This window comes from Amycolatopsis sp. NPDC001319 (assembly GCF_042896185.1).
Lineage (GTDB): Bacteria > Actinomycetota > Actinomycetes > Mycobacteriales > Pseudonocardiaceae > Amycolatopsis.
The window spans coordinates 323,442-341,900 of record NZ_JBIAWY010000004.1; the positions used below are offsets into that span (position 1 = coordinate 323,442).

Here is an 18,459-nt window from a genome sequence, read left to right on the forward strand (position 1 = left end):
GCGGGCGGCGCTCGACGCTCGGGGGAAAGACGCGGATCGCGAACCTGGGACCGTGGTGCCCCAGGGCGTTCTGGACGCGTCGGGTGGGTTCTCAGGCCTCGGTGAGCAGACCCAGGGAGCACAGCGAGCCGGCCAGCGCGATGATGTCGTAGCGCGTGTCCTCCTCGTCGGTGCCCCACAGACCGGACAGGACGGCCGCGGCGCGGTCGACGTCACCGTTCTGCTGCTTCAGCGCGATCCACATCGCCGCGGCGACGGGCTCGCACTCGATCTGGCGGCGGGTGGCGCGGCAGGTGAGCTCGAGGTGGCCGTTCGGGAGCATCCGCTGGGTGACACCGGGAGCGGTCTGGATGGCCATCATGACTACCTCCGAGGGAAGTGGTTCCGGGGTGTTTCCTTGATGTACTTAGTTTCGCGGAACCGGGCCCGCCGGACCATGGGGTCGGCACCTGAACGCCAGGTGGGGTTTACCCACCCCTACCGCGGCGCCTGATCCGGGGTTGCGCGCTGCCACCGAGCCAGGGTCGTGGCGACCGTGCCCACGACGCCGTCCAGCTGGCTGTTCAGGTAGAAGTGCCCGCCGCCGAACACGGCGACGTCGCACGTCGCGGTGGTGTGGGCGCGCCAGGCGCCGGCCTCGTCGAGGTCGGTCACCGGGTCGGTGTCGCCGACGAGGACCTGGATGGGGCACCGCAGCTCGGCATCGGCGTCGTGGCGGTAGGTCTCCACGGCCGTGTAGTCGCCGCGGACGGCGGGCAGCACCATGCGCAGCAGTTCGTCGTCGCCCAGCACGGCGGTGTCGGTGCCGCTGAGCTCCTTCAACGCGGCGATGAGACCGTCGTCGTCGCGCTGGTGGACGTATTCGATGCGCTGGGCCGAAGGGGCACGGCAGGCGGAGGCGAACAGGCCGATCAGCTCCGCGCCGCGGGCCCCGAGCCGGCGGGCGACCTCGTAGCCCAGCGTCGCGCCCATGCTGTGGCCGAACAGCGCCACCGGGCGGTCGAACCACGGGCCGAGGTCGTCGGCGAGGGCGTCGGCCATGGCGGCGAGGTCGTCGAAACAGCGTTCGCCACGGCGGTCCTGGCGGCCCGGGTACTGCACGGCGACGACGTCGGCGGGCAGCCCGGCCGCGAGGGCCGCGCGGGAGAACGGGAAGTAGGCGGTCGCCGAGCCGCCGGCGTGCGGCAGGCACACCAGCCGCACGCGAGCGTCCTCGACCGGGTGGAAGCGCCGGACCCAACGACTGGTTCTTTCGTTCACGGCAGTCACAGTTCAGGAAGTGTTCGGGCCGCTGCTCGCGCGGGCAACCCCTACCGGCCCGGGAAGTGCCTGGGGCGCAAGGAAATCCGCAGCAACAGAACGTGACGTGATCACCCCTTCGGGTGACTTTAGGTCGGGGTTGGTTGCCCTTAGGGGGTCGCTGCGAGTCTCGGAGTCGCAGGAAGATGACCAGTGGGTCGAGGAGCTTGCGATGGGCGTGAACTGGGGGCAGAACCGCCGAACCGATCCGCAGGAGGCAGTGGGGTTTCTGGAAGGCCTGCTGATCGAATGCGACGCCGGTGCGGGGGAGACCGTGCTGGTGGGCGGCGGTCCGGCCAGCGGCAAGACACAGGTGCTGAACCAGGTGGTGGCACGGGCGAAGGAGCTGGGCATCCTCACGCTCACCGCGACCGGCGCGGCCGACGAGCGCGAGGTGGACGGCGGCGTGATCGACCAGCTGCTGGCCGGTCCCGCGCTGCCGAAAGCCGTGGCACAGCACCAGGACAAGATCACCGAGCTGTGCGGCGCGCTGCACGGCGTGGCCCGCGAACGACCGGTGCTGGTGGCCGTGGACGACCTCCACCACGTGGACGAGACGTCGGCGCGGCTGCTGCTGAGGTTGCAGCGGCGCACCCGTTCGGCCGCACTGCTGCTGGTGCTGACGCAGCCGGACACCTGGTACGCCGGCGGCGGTCTCGAGTTCGCGTCGCAGCCGCACCGGCACGTGCAGCTGACGCCGCTGTCGATCGCGGCGATCGCGGAACTGGTGGCGGAGGACGGGCCGGACGGGCTGCCCGAGCAGATCCACGAGCTCAGCGCCGGCAACCCGCTGCTGGTCAACGCGCTCGTGGACGCGTTCCGCAGCAGCACCGACTCCGGTTCGGCCTACTCGGAGGCCGTGCAACGGCTGCTGCACCGCTACGGCTCGCCGATGCGGGAGGTCGCGACGGCGATCGCGGTGCTGGACACCGACGTCACCACCGAGGCCGTGGCCGCCGTCGCCGGGGTGGACCCGCTCGACGCCGAGACGTCGGCCGGGCTGCTGGCCGAGTCGGGCCTGGTCGCCGGCGTGCGGTTCCGGCAGCAGCCGGCCGCGGCCGCCGTCGTGGGCGGGCTGCGCGGTTCGGAGAAGGTGCGGCTGCACGTCCGCGCGGCCGAGGTGAAGCACGCGCGGGGCCTGCCGGCCGCCGACGTCGCCCGCCACCTCGTGGCCGCCGACGAGGCGAAACCCGAGTGGGCGCTGCCCGTGCTGGTGGAAGCGGCGGAGCAGGTGATGCTCGGCGACGACGTCGAGTTCGCCACCCGCTGCCTCAAGCTCGCGGCATCCGTGACCACCGCCGCGTGGGAGCGGCAGGCGATTTCCCAGCTGCTGGCGAAGATCACCTGGCGCGTCAACCCGGCCGCCGCGGCGCCGCACCTGGCTTCGCTGCGTGCGGCGGGAGACTCGCTCGACCAGTCCGACCGGATCGCGCTCGCACGGCAGTCGCTGTGGTTCGGTGAGCGGGACACGTTCGAGCAGGCTTTCGCGGCGCTGGACGCCGACCTCGAGCCGCTCGACCCGCGCACGGCCGCCGAGCTGACGCTGGCCGGGCACTGGCACTACGGCGTCGCCCCGGCGGCCCCGAGCGGCGACGACCCGTGGCTGCACACCGCGAACACGCTCGCTTCCGTGTGGCACACGGGCGCGACCGAGGCGACGTCGGCGTGCGCGGAGCGGATCCTGCAGAACTGCCGGCTTTCCGACACTTCGCTCGAAGCGCTGGGCACCGCGATCGTCGCGCTCGCGTACGCCGACAAGGCCGACCGCGCCGAAGGCTGGTGCACGTCGCTGAGCGAAGAAGCCGAATACCGCGGCGCGGTGACGTGGAAGGCGATGCTCGACGCGTTGGGCGCGAGCCTGGTGCTGCGCCGGGGTGACGTCGCGGCGGCGACGGACCGGGCGAACCGCGCGTTGGCCCTGCTCGACGCGCCCAACTGGGGTGTCGCGATCAGCTACCCGCTCGCCACGCTGCTCTCGGCGCACACCGCGGCCGGCGCGTTCAAAGCCGCCGCCGCGGTGCTGCGGCAGCCGTTGCCGGAGGCGGTGTTCACCACGCTCGGCGGCGTGCGCTACCTGCGGGCCCGGGGCCAGTTCCACCTGGCGACCAACCGCGGTCTGGCCGCGGTGAGCGATTTCCAGCAGTGCCAACGGATCCTGCGGGAGCAGGAGCTGGACCTGCCGACGGTCGTGCCGTGGCGCACCGATCTCGCCGAGGCCAACCTGAAGCTGGGGAACCCGACGCTCGCCGTCGAGCTGGCCAAGCAGCAGCTCGCGAGCGCGGCGCCGACCGATGCGTACTCGCGTGGTTCGGCCTTGCGGGTGCTGGCTTTCGCCGGCGATTCCGCCGGGCGGGCGGGGCTGCTCAACCGGGCCGCCGAAGCGTTCAAAGCCTCGGGCGATCGGCTGGAGCTGGCGCGCACCACACGGGCGCTCAACCAGCTCGGCCAGCGCGCGGAACGCTCCGCGGGCCTGGTCAAGCCGGTGCACGTGCCGCGCCAGGCGACGCGGGCGGTCACGTCGAGACCCGTGCCGCCCCGGCCCGTCGCCCCGCGCACGGAGGTGACGCCTGCGCAGACGACGCTCAGCGAGGCCGAGCTGCGCGTGGCCGAGCTGGCGGCCCACGGGCGCACCAACCGCCAGATCGCGGAGACGCTCTACATCACCGTGAGCACGGTCGAACAGCACCTGACCCGGGTCTACCGCAAACTGGGCGTGGCCGGGCGCGCCGCTCTGGCCGGCGAGCTCGCCGGCGCCGACAGCGGGCAGTGAGGGAGAGGGATCCGGTGGTACTGACCGAGATCGAGCTGCGCGTGGCCGACCTCGCCGCGCACGGCACGAGCGTCCCCGCGATCGCGGAGCTGCTGGGCGTCGCCCCGAACACGGTGGCCGACCACCTCACGGCCGTGTACCTCAAGCTCGGCCCCTGACCACGCGGGCGCACCCCAATGTGGCGTTGGGTGCGTCGAGCGCACCGAACGCCACATTGGGGTGGTCTGGGCGGGGGTCAGCGGCGGTCGGCGATGACGGCCGCGATGATGTCGTCCAGCGTGCGGGTGGGGACGAAGCCGATCTGGTTGTACGCGCGGGTGCAGTCGGGGATGCGGCGCTGCATGTCCTCGTAGCCCTCGCCGTAGGCCTGCTCGTACGGGACCTTCGCGATGGTGCTGGTGGAGCCCGTCGCGGAGATCACGCGTTCGGCCAGCTGCGCGATCGTGGTCTGCTCGTTGCTGCCGAGGTTGAACACCTTGCCGTACGCGGTTTCGTCGGCGAGCAGGTCGACGAGCGCGGGCACGACGTCGTGCACGTGGCAGAAGCAGCGGGTCTGCTGGCCGTCGCCGAAGACGGTGATGGGCTCGCCCGCCAGGGCCTGCGTGACGAAGCGCGGGATGACCATGCCGTAGCGGCCGGTCTGGCGCGGGCCGACGGTGTTGAACGGACGCACGATCACCGTGCGCAGGCCGTGCTCCTTGGCATACAGGTAGGCGAACGTCTCGTCCAGCGCCTTGGCCTCGGCATAGGACCAGCGGTTCTTCAGTGGCGAGCCGATGATGCGGTCGTCCTCTTCGGACAGTCCGTCGGCGGTGTTCTTGCCGTAGATCTCGCTCGTGGACGCCACCAGGATCGGGACGTCGTGGCGCAGCGCGGCGTCGAGCAGGTTCTCGGTGCCGTGCAGGTTGGTGCGCAGGCTCTCGAGCGTCTTGTCGAGGATGGTGAACACGCCGACCGCGGCGGCGAGGTGGAACACCGCGTCGACGCCGGCCATGCACGACTCGACGGCCGACGGGTCGGTCACGGAGCCGCGGACGAAGCGGAAACCGGGGTGCCCGGCCACGGCGGTGAGGTTGTCGAGGGTGCCGGTGCTGAGGTTGTCCAGGGCGACGACCTCGTCACCGCGGGCCAGCAGGTGCTCGGTGAGGTGGGAGCCGATGAAACCGGCACCGCCGGTGATCAGGTAACGCACGTCAGGAGTCCTCTCAGTTCGCGAACAGCGTGCGGTCGAAGCGGTAGGTGGCGTCGATGACCGTGCCGCACTGGGCGAGCCACTCATACGAGTGCCCGGGCTGGATCGTGTGGATCAGGGCGACGTCCCAGTCGCCGCCGGCCGGGTCGACCACGTTGTCGAGCGAGCCGCCGGTCACGCGCACGTTGGGCACCAGCGGGTCGTGGTAGCCGACCTTGGCGCCCTTCGCGGCGAGCAGGTCCAGGATGTCGAGCGCGGACGACGAGCGCACGTCCTGCACGCCGGGCTTGTAGGTCACGCCGACGACGAGCACGCGGGTGCCCGCCATGCCCTTGCCGTCGCGGGAAAGCGTGTTGAGCACGCGGTCCACGACCTGCTTCGGGCGCTCGGCGATCGCGTGCATGGCCTGCGTGACGAGCGGCGCGTTGCTCTGCGTTGCGCGCAGCTGCCACAGCAGGTAGTGCGGGTCGCACGGGATGCAGTGACCGCCGACGCCGGGGCCGGGGTGGAAGGCCATGAACCCGTACGGCTTGCTGGCGGCCGCGTCGATGACCTCGATGGGGTCGATGGCGAAGCCGTCGCTGATCTCCGCGAACTCGTTGGCCAGCGCGATGTTCACCGCGCGGAAGGTGTTCTCGAACAGCTTGGTCATCTCGGCCGCCTCCGGCGAGCTGACGCAGTGCACGGCCGGGGTCAGCACGTTGATCACACGCTGCGCCATCGCGGTGCACACCGGTGTGACCCCGCCCAGCACGCGCGGCGTCTCGGCCTGCGTGTGTGTGACGTTGCCGGGGTCGATGCGCTCGGGGCTCGACGCCACGAAGATGTCCCGCCCGACCGTGAAACCCTTGGCGGTCAACGGCTTCACCAGCAGCCGCTCGGACGTGCCGACGTAGCTGGTGGAGGTGAGGATCAGCGTCTGGCCGGGCCGCGCGTGGGAGATCAGGGCGGCGCACGCGCTCTCCAGCGGGCCCAGGTCGGGCATCAGGTACTCGTCGAGCCCGGTCGGCACGCACACCAGCACCGCGTCGGCCTCGGCCATGCGCGCGGAGTCGGTGGTGAGCTGGAAGTCCTCCTGGTGCACGGCCTTCTCGAGGCGGCGGTGGTCGGACTCGATGAGGTCGACCTCGCACGAGCGGATCGCGTCGAGGCGGTTCTGCGACAGGTCGATGCCGATCACCTCGACGCCGCCGGCGTGCAGGCCGAGTGCCGTCGGCAGGCCGACGTACCCCATGCCGATCACGGCGACCGAAGTCAGTTTGGTGAGCTCGGTGGTGGTCCGGAATTCAGCGACAGTACTGGTCATTTCTCGTCACCCGTTTCTTGCTGGGCAGATAAAAGACAGAAAGGAAACGCGCTCAATGCACGATCCGCACGATTTCGAACGCCTCGGCGAGCCCCGCCGAGACCTGCGAGCCGCGGTATTCGGCCAGGGCGCGCACGCCGCGTTCGCTGCGGGGGCTGGGCCACGGCTCGAGCTCCTTGCCGTAGGCGCGCAGCGCGTCGATCTTGCGATCGAGGTGCGACTCGTCGAGCAGCTGCCAGTAGTTCGGGCGGAACGCGTTGGGCAGCCCCGAAGCTTCTCCGACGTCGGTGGCGGAGCGGATCTCGAACGTGCGAACCTCCTTGACCGGGCCGCGGCCGGGCCGGCCCGCGACGCGAGCCGCGCGGCTCACCAGCGCGTGGTCGGTGGACAGGTCGCACATGCTGGTGGCGAACACCGTGTCCGGCTCGAACTCCCGGACCTCCTGCTCGACGACGCGGTTGAGGTCCAGGTGCCGTTCGGTGTCGAGGCGGTTGTCGCCGAACTCGTGGACGCGCACGCGCTCGATGCCGAGCGTCTTCGCGGCCAGCTCGATCGCGGCGGTGCGGTTGACGACACCGGTGCCGCTCACCGACCGCGAACCGTCGTCGTTGGTCAGGATGCAGAGCGACACGACGACGCCTTCGTCGGCGAGGCGGGCGATGGTGCCGCCGGCGCCGAGCGTCTCGTCGTCGCCGTGGGCCCCCACGACCAGAAGCTTCCGAATCTTCCTGTGCATAACCGATCCCCAGTCTCAGTCCAGCGGGCGAACCTCGGGCGAAAACGAGCGAGAGAATTGCTGCGAACGTGGGGAAAATCTGTCATCCGGCCGCCGCGACCGACAACCCCTAAAGACCGTCTAAAGCGGACCTTGGTGCCGCTTCGAGCGCGCTGGTGCAGGGGCTCTTAGGGGTGGGTCCGGCCGCGCTCGCGCTTCTATCGTCGGCCTGTCCGGCGTTACGTGACGGGGAAGGAACGAGGACACGTGGGCAACTCCGAAGAAAAACTGGTCGGTGCGCTCCGAGCCTCGGTGAAGGAAACCGAGCGGCTGCGCGAGAAGAACCGCCGGCTCACCGAGGCCGCGCGCGAGCCGATCGCGATCATCGGCATGGCCTGCCGCCTCCCGGGTGGCGCGAACACCCCCGAGCAGCTGTGGCGGCTGCTGGCCGGCGGCGTCGACGCCATCGGTGAGTTCCCGAACAACCGCGGCTGGGACCTCGAGCGCCTCTACGACCCCAGCGGTGAACGCCCCGGCTCCAGCTACGTGCGCGAAGGCGGCTTCCTCCACGACGCACTGGACTTCGACGCCGACCTCTTCGGCATCAGCCCCCGCGAGGCCCTGCTGATGGACCCGCAGCAGCGGCTGCTGCTCGAGACGTCGTGGGAGGCCTTCGAACGCGCCGGCATCGCGCCGCACTCGGTGAAGGGCAGCGCCACAGGTGTCTTCGCCGGCACGATGTACCACAACTACCAGGGCAGCTACGGCTCGTCGGGCGTGATCTCCGGGCGGCTCGCCTACACCTTCGGGCTCGAAGGACCCGCGGTCACGATCGACACCGCGTGCTCGTCCTCGCTCGTCGCACTGCACCTGGCGGTTCAGGCCTTGCGCAGCGGCGAGTGCTCGCTCGCGCTGGCCGGCGGCGTGTCGGTGATGTCGACGCCGCGCACCTTCGTGGAGTTCTCCCTCGACGGCACGCTCGCCCGCAGCGCGCGCTGCCGCACGTTCGCCGACTCCGCCGACGGCACCGGCTGGTCCGAGGGCTGCGGCATGCTGCTCGTCGAGAAGCTCTCCGATGCGCGCCGCAACGGTCACCCCGTGCTCGCCGTCGTGCGCGGCACCGCGATCAACCAGGACGGCGCCTCCAACGGCATGACCGCGCCCAACGGCCCGGCCCAGCAGCGCGTGATCCGCCAGGCCCTGGCCAACGCCCGGGTGACGCCCGACGAGGTCGACGTGGTCGAGGCGCACGGCACGGCCACCAAGCTCGGTGACCCGATCGAGGCGCAGGCCCTGTTGGCGACGTACGGCCAGGACCGTGCCGAGCCGCTGTGGCTGGGGTCGATCAAGTCGAACGTCGGGCACACGCAGGCCGCCTCCGGCGTCGCCGGCGTGCTGAAGCTGGTGCTGGCGCTCAACAACGGCGTGCTGCCGAAGACGCTGCACGTCGACAAACCGACCCGGCACGTCGACTGGAGCGCCGGGAACGTCGAGCTGCTGACCGAGTCGCGCCCGTGGGCACGAGGGGACCGGCCGCGCCGCGGTGCGGTGTCGTGCTTCGGGCTCAGCGGCACCAACGCGCACGTGATCCTGGAGGAAGCTCCGGAGCCCGAGGCGACGGAGCCGGCGCGGGACGACGCGGCGGTCCCGTTCGTGCTGTCCGGGCGGACGCCGCAGTCGCTGCGGGACCAGGCCGCGCGGCTGGCGGAGCACCTCGTGGAGAACCCCGCCCCGCCGCTCGACGTGGCGCGCACGCTGGCCGTCGGCCGGACGCACCTCGACCACCGCGCCGCCGTGACCGGGCACACGCAGGACGAGCTGCTGGCGGCGTTGACCGCGCTGGCGAACGGCGAGCCCGGTGGCGTCAGCGGTCTGGCGCGCGGTGAGGCGACGCTCGGATTCCTGTTCTCCGGTCAGGGTTCCCAGCGTGTCGGCATGGGCACTGAGCTGGCGGCGAAGTTCCCCGTCTTCGCCGAGGCTTACGCCGCCGCGTGCGACGAGCTGGACCGGCACCTGGACCGGCCGATCCGCGAGGTCGTGGCCGGCGACGCCGAGACGCTGGCACAGACGGGGTACACGCAGGCCGCGTTGTTCGCGTTCGAGGTGGCGTTGTTCCGGCTGGTCGAGTCGTGGGGTCTGGCACCGTACGCGGTGTGCGGGCACTCGATCGGCGAGCTGGCGGCCGCGCACTGCGCCGGGGTGTTCTCGCTGGCCGACGCGGCGAAGCTCGTCGCCGCACGGGGCAAGCTGATGCAGGCGCTGCCCGCCGGCGGCGCGATGGTGGCGATCGAAGGCACGGCCGAGGAAGTCGCGGAACACGATCCCGAAGGGACGGTCGACGTCGCCGCCGTGAACGGGCCGAGGTCCGTGGTCATCTCCGGTGCCGAAGACGCCGTGCTCGCCGTGGCGGAGAAGTTCGCCGGGCGCCGCACCACTCGATTGAAGGTCTCGCACGCGTTCCACTCGCGGCTGATGGACCCGATGCTGGCCGAGTTCCGCGCGGTGGCGCAGAGCATCACTTACACCGAGCCGACGTTGTCGGTCGTCTCCAGCGTCACCGGCGGCGAGGTGTTCACCGAGCTGACCGATCCCGAGTACTGGGTCCGCAACGTGCGCCGGCCGGTGCGGTTCGCCGAGGCCGTGCGGGGGCTCTCGGCCGAGGGCGTGAACCGGTTCCTGGAGCTGGGCCCGGACGCGCCGCTGACTGCCGTCGTGCCGCAGTCCTCTTCGGACGGTTCGGTCGCCGTCGCCGCGCAGCGCCGGGAGATCGCCGAGGACGTCGCCCTGGTCACGGCACTCGCGACTCTGCACGTCCGTGGGATCTCGCCCGACTGGGCCGCGCACTTCACCGCCCGCGGTGCTGCCCGCGCCGACCTGCCCACCTACGTCTTCCAGCACCAGCGTTACTGGCTGGAGGTCTCGTCCGACTCCGGTGACGTGACGTCGATGGGTCTCGACCCGGTCGACCACCCGCTGCTCGGCGCGGCGACGCTGCTCGCCGACGCCGAGGGCCTCGTGCTGTCCGGCCGGATCTCCGCGACCACGCACCCGTGGCTGAACGACCACGTCGTCGGCGGTGCGATCCTGTTGCCCGGCACGGCCTTCGTGGAGCTCGCGGTGCGCGCGGGCGACGAGGTCGGCTGCGGTCGAGTCCGCGACCTCACGTTGCACGCGCCGCTCGTTCTGCCGGAGAAGGGTGCCGCGCGGATCCAGCTCCGGGTCGGCTCGCCCGCCGCGGACGGCACGCGGCCGATCAGTGTCCACTCGCGCCCCGACGACCTGTCCACGGCGAGCGCGTGGACCCGTCACGCCGACGGCACGCTCGCCCCGGCTTCTGCGGCCACCGCGTTCGACCTCAGCGCGTGGCCGCCCGCCGGCGCCGAGGCCATCGACCTCGACGGCATGTACGACCTGCTCGCCGAACACGGCATGGCCTACGGCCCGGTCTTCCGCGGCCTGCGGGCCGCGTGGCGCAGCGGCGACGACGTGTTCGCCGAGGTCGCGCTGCCCGAGCAGGACCGCATGAGCGCGGAGGCGTTCGGCCTGCACCCTGCGGCGTTCGACGCGACCCTGCACGCCGTGGGCCTCAGCAATGCGGCCGGTGAGGGCACGACGCTGCCCTACGCGTGGTCCGATGTGGAGCTTCACGCGGCCGGCGCGTCCTCGCTGCGCGTGCAGGTCCACCCGACGGGCGAGCAGACCGTGGAGCTCCGGCTCGCGGACACCAGCGGTGCGCCGGTCGCCCGCGTCGGTGGCCTGACGCTGCGCCGGATCAGCGAGGAGCAGCTCGCCGCCGCGCGATCGACGCCGAGCAGCACCGACTCGCTGTACTCGCTCGACTGGGTCCCGACGACACTGCCGGACGCGGGCACCACCGACTACACCGTGTACGAAGCCGGCACCGGCAACGACGCCGAAAGTGCGCGGGCGGCTGTCCACAATGCACTGACGGAGCTGCAATCGGTCGAGGGCAAGCTGGTCGTCGTGACCCGCGGTGACCTGGCCGGTGCGGCCGTCGCCGGTCTCGTCCGCTCGGCGCAGGTGGAGAACCCCGGCCGGATCGTGCTGGTGGAAGGCGAGTCCACCCCCGACCAGCTCGCCGCGATCGCGGTCGCCGACGAGACGGCCGTGCGCGTCTCCGGCGACGACGTGCGCGTGCCGCGGCTGGCCCGCGCGGTGCCGGAGCCGGGCGAGCCCGTGGACTGGTCCGCCGGAACGGTGCTGCTCACCGGCGGCACGGGTGCGCTGGGCCGGATCGTCGCGACGCACCTGGCCCGGCGGGGCGCGAAGAAGCTCCTGCTGGTCAGCCGCCGCGGCAAGAAGGCGCCGGGTGTAGCCGAGCTGGTCGCGCAGCTGGCCGAGCTGGGGGCCGAGGCCACCGTGGCCGCGTGCGACCTCGCCAACGCCGCCGCCGTGAAGCGGCTGCTGAAGAAGCACCCGATCCACGCCGTGGTCCACGCGGCCGGCGTCCTCGACGACGGGGTGCTGCCTTCGCTCACGCCCGAGCGCATCGACGGCGTCTTCGACCCCAAGGCGCTGGCCGCGTGGCACCTGCACGAGCTGGCCGGCGACGTCGCCGCGTTCGTCACGTTCTCCTCGGCGGCCGGCGTGCTCGGCGCGCCCGGTCAGGCCAACTACGCTGCCGCCAACGCCTTCCTCGACGCCCTCGCCACCCACCGCCGCGCCGAGGGCAAGCCGGCGCACTCGCTGGCCTGGGGCATGTGGGAGTCGGCCGCGGGTATGGCCGGCGAGACCCACGGCAAGCGCGGCCTCGGCGCGTTCACGGCGGAGGAGGGCCTCGCGCTCTTCGACGCGGCCGTCGGCTCGGCCGGCGACGTGTTCGTGCCGATCAAGCTCGACCTGCCCGCGTGGCGCGAAGCCGGCGGCGTACCCGACCTGCTGCGTGGCCTCGTCCCGGCGGCGCGGCGGACGGTCTCCGACCGCGAGGCGGGCGCGGACTCGTTGCTGGGCAAGCTGATCCGGCTCCCGGCCGACAAACGGCTCGACCACCTGCGTGAGCTGGTCATCGCCCACGCGGCCGCGGTGCTCGGGCACGGTTCGGCCGACGTCGTCGACGCCGACCGCGCGTTCAAGGACCTCGGGTTCGACTCGCTCACCGCGGTCGAGCTGCGCAACACGCTCAACGAAGCCACGGGCCTGAGCCTCACGGCCACGCTCGTCTTCGACTACCCGACCGCCGGTGACCTGGCGGCGCACCTGCACGAATCGCTGCTCGGTGACCTCGGCGACGCCACCGAGCCGGAGCAGACCGTGGTCGCCCTCGGCGCCGACGAGCCGATCGCCATCGTGGGCATGGCCTGTCGCTTCCCCGGCGGCGTCCGCACACCCGAGGAGTTCTGGCAGCTCGTCGTGAACGGGGGCGACGGCACGTCCCGCTTCCCCGAGGACCGCGCGTGGGACCTCGACTACTGGCTCGGGCTGTCGGCGGCCGCGGGCAAGGAACCCAACGGCGGGTTCGTCACCGACGCCACCGACTTCGACGCCGGCTTCTTCGGCATCAGCCCCAACGAAGCCGTGATGATGGACCCGCAGCAGCGCATGCTGCTCGAGGCCGTGTGGGAGGCGTGCGAGTCGGCGGGCATCAACCCGTTGTCGCTCAAGGGAACCGACACCGGCGTGTTCGCCGGCGTGATGCAGTCGGACTACGACCCGGGCCCGCTGGGCACGCTCGCGCACAACGGCCTGTTCCGCGGCTCCGGCGCGCTCGGCAGCGTGGTCTCCGGTCGCGTCGCCTACACCTACGGGCTGGAGGGCCCGGCCGTCTCGGTCGACACCGCGTGCTCGTCTTCGCTGGTCGCCCTGCACCTCGCGATCCAGGCCCTGCGCCAGGGCGACTGCTCGCTCGCCCTCGCGGGCGGGGTGTCCGCGCTCGTCTCGCCGGAACCGTTCGTGCACTTCGACAACAGCGGCACGGCGTCCGACGGGCGCACCAAGGCGTTCTCGGCCGCGGCCGACGGCGTGGGCTGGGCCGAAGGCGTGGGCCTGCTCGTGGTCGAGCGCCTCGCCGACGCGCAGCGCAACGGCCACGAGGTTCTCGCGGTGGTCCGCGCGAGCGCGGTCAACCAGGACGGCGCGTCCAACGGGCTCACCGCACCCAACGGGCCTTCGCAGGAACGCGTGATCCGCCGCGCGCTCAAGCTCGCGGGGCTGACCGGCGCGGACGTCGACGTCGTCGAGGGCCACGGAACCGGCACCACGCTGGGCGACCCGATCGAGGCCAACGCGCTGCTCGCCACCTACGGCCGCGAGCGCTCGGCCGACGACCCACTGTGGCTCGGCTCGGTGAAGTCGAACATCGGGCACACGCAGGCCGCCGCGGGTGCGGCCGGGGTCATCAAGATGATCCTGGCGATGCGCCACGGCGAGCTGCCGATGACGCGGCACGGCGGCGACCCGTCGCCGCACGTCGACTGGTCGCCGGGCACCGTGCGGCTGCTCGCCGAGACGATCCCGTGGCCCGAGCGCGACCGTCCGCGCCGCGCCGCCGTCTCGGCTTTCGGGTACAGCGGCACCAACGCGCACGTCATCGTGGAGCAGGCGCCGCCCGTCGCCGCGCCAGAACCGGTGCGGGCGCCGGGTGAGCGTGGCACGGCCCTTCCGCCGTGGCTGCTCACCGCCCGTACGCAGGAAGCATTGTCGCTGCAGGCCGCCGCGTTGCTCGCGCACCTCGAACAACATCCGGACCTGGACCCGCTCGACGTCGGGTTCTCGCTGGCCGTGCGCGAACCGATGCTGTCCTACCGCGCGGCGGTGGCCGGCGACGACCGGGCCGAACTGGTGGCTGGCCTCACCGCGCTGGCCGCGGGGGAGGACTCGCCGGCCGTCGTGCGCGGCATCGCCCGCGGCGGGGTGACCGCGTTCCTCTTCCCGGGACAGGGCACGCAACGGCCGGGGATGGGTCGTGAGCTGTGCGCCGCGTTCCCGGTGTTCGAGCACGCCTTCAACCAGGCGAGTGTGCTGTTCGACGACCACCTGGGCCGCTCACTGCGCGAGGTGATGTTCGCCGCCGAGGGCTCGGTCGACGCGCAGCTGCTCGACCGCACGGCGTTCACGCAGGCCGCCCTGTTCACCATGCAGGTGGCGCTCTACCGGCTCGTCGAGTCGTGGGGCCTGCGGCCAGGGGTATTGCTGGGCCACTCCGTGGGCGAGATCGCCGCCGCGCACGTGGCCGGGGTGCTGTCGCTCAAGGATGCGGCGAAGCTCGTCGCGCATCGCGGGCAGCTCATGCAGGAACTCTCCGGCGGCGCGGTGTTCGCGGTCGAAGCCGACGAAGCCGAGGTCACGCCGCTGCTCACCCCGGCCTGCGGGATCGCCGCGATCAACGGCCCTCGCTCGCTCGTTGTGTCCGGTGCCGAGCCCGACGTGCTGGCCATCGCCGAGCACTTCCAGGCCGAAGGCCGCCGCACCAAACGGCTCGCGATCAGCCAGGCCATCCACTCGCCGTTGCTCGACGAGATCCTCGACGAGCTGCGCGAGATCGCCGAAGAGCTCACCTACGAGCCCGCCCGGTTGCCGATTGTGTCCACGGTGGACGGTGTGGTGGTGGACCCGGAGCGCTGGTGCGACCCGGAGTACTGGGTGGCGAACTGCCGTCAGTCGGTGCGGTTCCTCGACGGTGTGCGAGCCCTGGAGGACTTCGGCGCCGCGCGGTACGTGGAGCTGGGCACCGACGGCACGCTCGCCGCGATGACCCAGACGTGTCTCGCCGGTGACCCGCGTGACGTCGTGGTGATCCCGTTGCGCGCCAAGGCCCAGGGTGAGCTCCGGGGTGCGCAGCTGGCCGCCGGCCGGTTCTTCGCGCACGGCCTCGGTCTCGCGCCCGCCAAGTTGTTCCGCGGCGCCGAGCAGGTGCCGTTGCCGCCGTACGCCTTCTGCCGCACCCGCTTCTGGCCCGAGGTGGACATGGAGGCCCTGCACGCCACCGGCGACCTCGTCACCACCGGACTCGACGCGACGGAGCACCCGCTCGTGGCCGCGTCGCTCACGGTGGCCGGTTCCGCGCAGGTGGTGCTGACCGGCCAGGTGTCGGTGCACACGCACCCGTGGCTGGCCGACCACACCGTCGGTGGCGTGATTCTGTTCCCGGGCGCGGCTTTCGTCGAGCTGGCCGTGCGGGCCGGTGACGAGGCTGGCTGCCCGCGGATCGACGAGCTCACTCTGGAAGCGCCGCTCGTGCTGCCGGAGCTGGGCAAGGTGCGCTTGCAGGTGGTCGTGGACGAGCCGGACGGCTCGGGTCGCCGCACTGTGTCCGTGTTCTCGCAGGCCGATGCTGCCGAGCCGTGGGTGCGGCACGCCACCGGGGTGCTCGCCCCGGACGCGGGGGCAGGGCCCGCGGGGCTGTCCGTCTGGCCGCCTACGGGGGCGGAACCCGTTGACTTGGAAGGGTTCTACGAAGGTTTCGCTGCCGCGGGCCTCGGTTACGGGCCGGCGTTCCAGGGGCTGACGGCCGCCTGGGTGTCGGGTGCCGAGGTCTTCGCGGAGGTCGTGCTGGACGACCCGGCCGCCGAGCGGTTCGGGTTGCACCCGGCCGCACTCGATGCGTCGCTGCACGCCATCGGGCTCGCCGAGACCGTGACGGTCGAGGGCGGGCTGCCGTTCGCGTGGACCGGCGTGCGGCTGCACGCGGTGGGCGCGAGCCGGCTGCGCGTGCGGATCACGCCGCTGGGCGCGGACTCCGTGGCGATCGAGCTGGCCGACCAGACCGGACGTCCGGTCGCGTCGGTCGAGTCGCTGGTGCTGCGGACCGGCGCCGGTGGTGCGGCGGCCACCCGGGCGCCGGAGTCGCTGTTCGGCTGGGCTTGGCTGCCCGTGCCGGCGATCGGTACAGCAGTGCCCGCGCTGTTCCCGAGTCTCGACGCGGTCCTCGCCGCCGGCCCGGTGCCGGACGTCGTGGTGCTCGATCGCCGCACGCCGGCTGAGATCGGTGACGCGTTGGAGGACGTGCAGAACTGGCTTGCCCAGAAAGAGTTCTCGGCGGCCACGCTGGTCGTGCTCACGAGCGGCGCGGTGGCGCGCGACGGCGAGGACGTGACGGATCTCGCCGGGTCCGCGCTGTGGGGCCTGGTGCGCGCGGCGCAGTCGGAGAACCCGGGCCGGTTCGTGCTCGTCGACTCCGACGAGGCTTCACTGGCGCTGCTGCCGGGTCTGCGGGACTCCGGGGAGCCGCAGTTCGTGCTCCGCTCCGGCGTCGCGTACGCCGGACGGCTCACGCGCCCCGCGCCGTCGGCCGAGCCCCTGACCGCGTTCGGTCCCGACGGGACGACGCTCGTCACCGGGGCCACCGGGGCGATCGGCTCGCAGCTCGTGCGGCACCTGGTGACCGAGCACGGCGTGCGGCGACTGGTCCTGGTCAGCCGGCGTGGTTCGGCTCCCGGCCTGGTCGACGAGCTGACTTCGTCGGGCGCATCGGTGACCGTCGCGGCCTGCGACGCGGCCGACGAAGCCGCGCTCGCCGAGGTGCTGGCCGCGATCCCGGCCGAGCACCCCTTGACCGCGGTGGTGCACCTGGCCGCGGTGGTCGACGACGCCACCCTGCCGTCGCTGACCCGCGAGCGGCTCTCGGCGGTGCTGCGGCCGAAGGCCGACGCGGCGCTGAACCTGCACCGCCTCACCGAAGGCCTGGAGCTGTCGGCGTTCGTGCTCTTCTCCTCCGTCGCCGGGCTGCTCGGCAACGCGGGCCAGGGCAGCTACGCCGCGGCCAACACGTTCCTCGACGGCCTCGCCGCGCACCGGCGGTTCCGCGGGCGGCCCGCGCAGTCGCTCGCGTGGGGCCTGTGGGAGGACGCGGGGCTGTCCGAGAGCGACCGGGACCGGTTGGTGCGCAACGGGATCTCGCCGCTGTCCGCGGAGGAAGGAATGGCGCTGTTCGACGCCGCCGTGGCGCGGCCGGAGGCGCTGCTCGTGCCGATGAAGGTGCTGGCCGGCGACACCGAGGACGTGCCGCCGGTGTTCCGCACGCTTGTCACGCCTTCGCGGCGCACGGCGTCGCGGGCCGCGAGCGATGCGGAAGGTCTGAAGCAGCGGTTGGCCTCGCTCGAACCGCTGCAGCGTGAACGGGCGGTGCTGGACCTGATCCTGGACCGGACGGCGGCGCTGCTCGGCTACGCCGGCGGCACGGCGATCGACGCGTCGCGCCACTTCCTGGAGTCGGGCCTCGACTCGCTCACGGCCGTCGAGCTGCGCAACGGCCTCAACGACGACACCGGCCTCCGCCTGCCGGCCACGGTGGTGTTCGACCACCAGACCCCGGCCGGCCTGGCCACACACCTGCTGTCCGAATGGGACACGACAGTAGCGGCTCCGGCGGAAGACGACTCCCTGCAGGAACTCTTCGCCGACGCGGTGCGCGCCGGCCGGGTGCAGGACGGGCTGAGCATGCTGGGCGCGGTCGCGAACCTGCGTCCCGCGTTCACCTCACCCGCCGACGTCGACCGGCTGCCCGCGCCGGTGCGGCTCAAGGAGGGGTCGGCCGACCCGCAGCTGTTCTGCTTCGCGACGCCGGTCGCGACGGGCGGGGTGTACCAGTACGCGAAGCTCGCCGCCGGGTTCCCCGGTGACCACGAGCTGCACGCGGTGCCGATGCCGGGCTTCCTGCCCGGGGAGGCGCTGCCGTCGACGCCGGAGGCGATCGTCGAGGTCCTCGCGGAAAGCCTGCGCAAGGCGGCGGGCGACCGTCCGTTCGCACTGCTGGGCTACTCGTCGGCGGGCATCCTCGTCCACGCCGTCGCGGAAGCCCTGGAACGCACCGGCACCCCGGCCGCCGGCGCCGTCCTGCTGGACACCTACGTGATCCACGAAGGCGCCGGTGAAGACGTCCGCGCCAGCGAGGAGGCCGCCGCGGACCTCGCGAAGGGCATGCTGCGTCACGAATCGCAGTACGGCTCCTTCGACCGCACGAAGCTCACGGCGATGGCCCGCTACATGGACCTGCTGCCGCGGATCACGGTCACGGACCTCGCCACCCCGTCGTTGCTCGTGCGGCCCACGGACCCGTTCGACCCGGCCGCCACGACGTGGCGCACCACCTGGTCCCACGCGGGCACCACCCGCACCGTCCCGGGCCACCACTTCACCCTCATCGACACCGACGCCCCCACCACCGCCCGCGCCGTCTCGGCCTGGCTCACCGACCTCGCCTGACCCTCTGCTCACCGCAC

Annotated in this window: 8 protein-coding genes; 3 read left to right on the forward strand and 5 right to left on the reverse strand. The window is 72.4% G+C overall.

Features of this window, described 5'->3' with window-relative positions; all coding sequences use genetic code 11:
- Positions 1–91: 91 nt before the first annotated feature.
- Together ACFY1H_RS16605 and ACFY1H_RS16610 are read right to left on the reverse strand one after the other, a co-directional pair.
- Positions 92–358, reverse strand: a complete 267-nt coding sequence (locus ACFY1H_RS16605; protein ID WP_366584097.1) for a hypothetical protein — start codon at positions 356–358, stop codon at positions 92–94.
- 119 nt (positions 359–477) lie between these two features.
- Entirely contained in the window at positions 478–1,260 is a 783-nt protein-coding gene (locus tag ACFY1H_RS16610) for a thioesterase II family protein (RefSeq protein WP_386947261.1), read from the reverse strand.
- A gap of 211 nt (positions 1,261–1,471) precedes the next feature.
- Between ACFY1H_RS16610 and ACFY1H_RS16615 the strand changes: the two genes are divergently transcribed.
- Positions 1,472–4,069: a LuxR C-terminal-related transcriptional regulator gene (locus ACFY1H_RS16615; protein WP_386947262.1), complete on the forward strand. Its 2,598-nt coding sequence runs from the start codon at positions 1,472–1,474 to the stop codon at positions 4,067–4,069.
- A gap of 14 nt (positions 4,070–4,083) precedes the next feature.
- A complete protein-coding gene (locus tag ACFY1H_RS16620; RefSeq protein WP_366584100.1) occupies positions 4,084–4,227 on the forward strand; it encodes a LuxR C-terminal-related transcriptional regulator in 144 nt (47 codons plus the stop codon).
- A 77-nt stretch (positions 4,228–4,304) separates the two neighbouring features.
- Here the strand turns inward: ACFY1H_RS16620 and ACFY1H_RS16625 are convergent, their stop codons facing one another.
- The 3 genes from ACFY1H_RS16625 to ACFY1H_RS16635 are packed head-to-tail and all read right to left on the reverse strand — an operon-like array spanning position 4,305 to position 7,303.
- Positions 4,305–5,261: an NAD-dependent epimerase/dehydratase family protein gene (locus tag ACFY1H_RS16625; protein WP_366584101.1), complete on the reverse strand. Its 957-nt coding sequence runs from the start codon at positions 5,259–5,261 to the stop codon at positions 4,305–4,307.
- A 13-nt stretch (positions 5,262–5,274) separates the two neighbouring features.
- Positions 5,275–6,567 (reverse strand): nucleotide sugar dehydrogenase, encoded by a 1,293-nt coding sequence (locus ACFY1H_RS16630; RefSeq protein ID WP_386947264.1) that lies wholly within the window; start codon positions 6,565–6,567, stop codon positions 5,275–5,277.
- A 52-nt stretch (positions 6,568–6,619) separates the two neighbouring features.
- Positions 6,620–7,303 carry a PIG-L family deacetylase gene (locus ACFY1H_RS16635; protein WP_366584103.1) on the reverse strand — a complete coding sequence of 228 codons (684 nt, stop codon included), beginning with the start codon at positions 7,301–7,303 and terminating at the stop codon, positions 6,620–6,622.
- A 246-nt stretch (positions 7,304–7,549) separates the two neighbouring features.
- Between ACFY1H_RS16635 and ACFY1H_RS16640 the strand changes: the two genes are divergently transcribed.
- On the forward strand, positions 7,550–18,442 hold the full coding sequence (locus tag ACFY1H_RS16640; protein WP_386947267.1) for an SDR family NAD(P)-dependent oxidoreductase: 10,893 nt from the start codon (positions 7,550–7,552) through the stop codon (positions 18,440–18,442).
- The last annotated feature ends 17 nt before the right edge of the window (positions 18,443–18,459 follow it).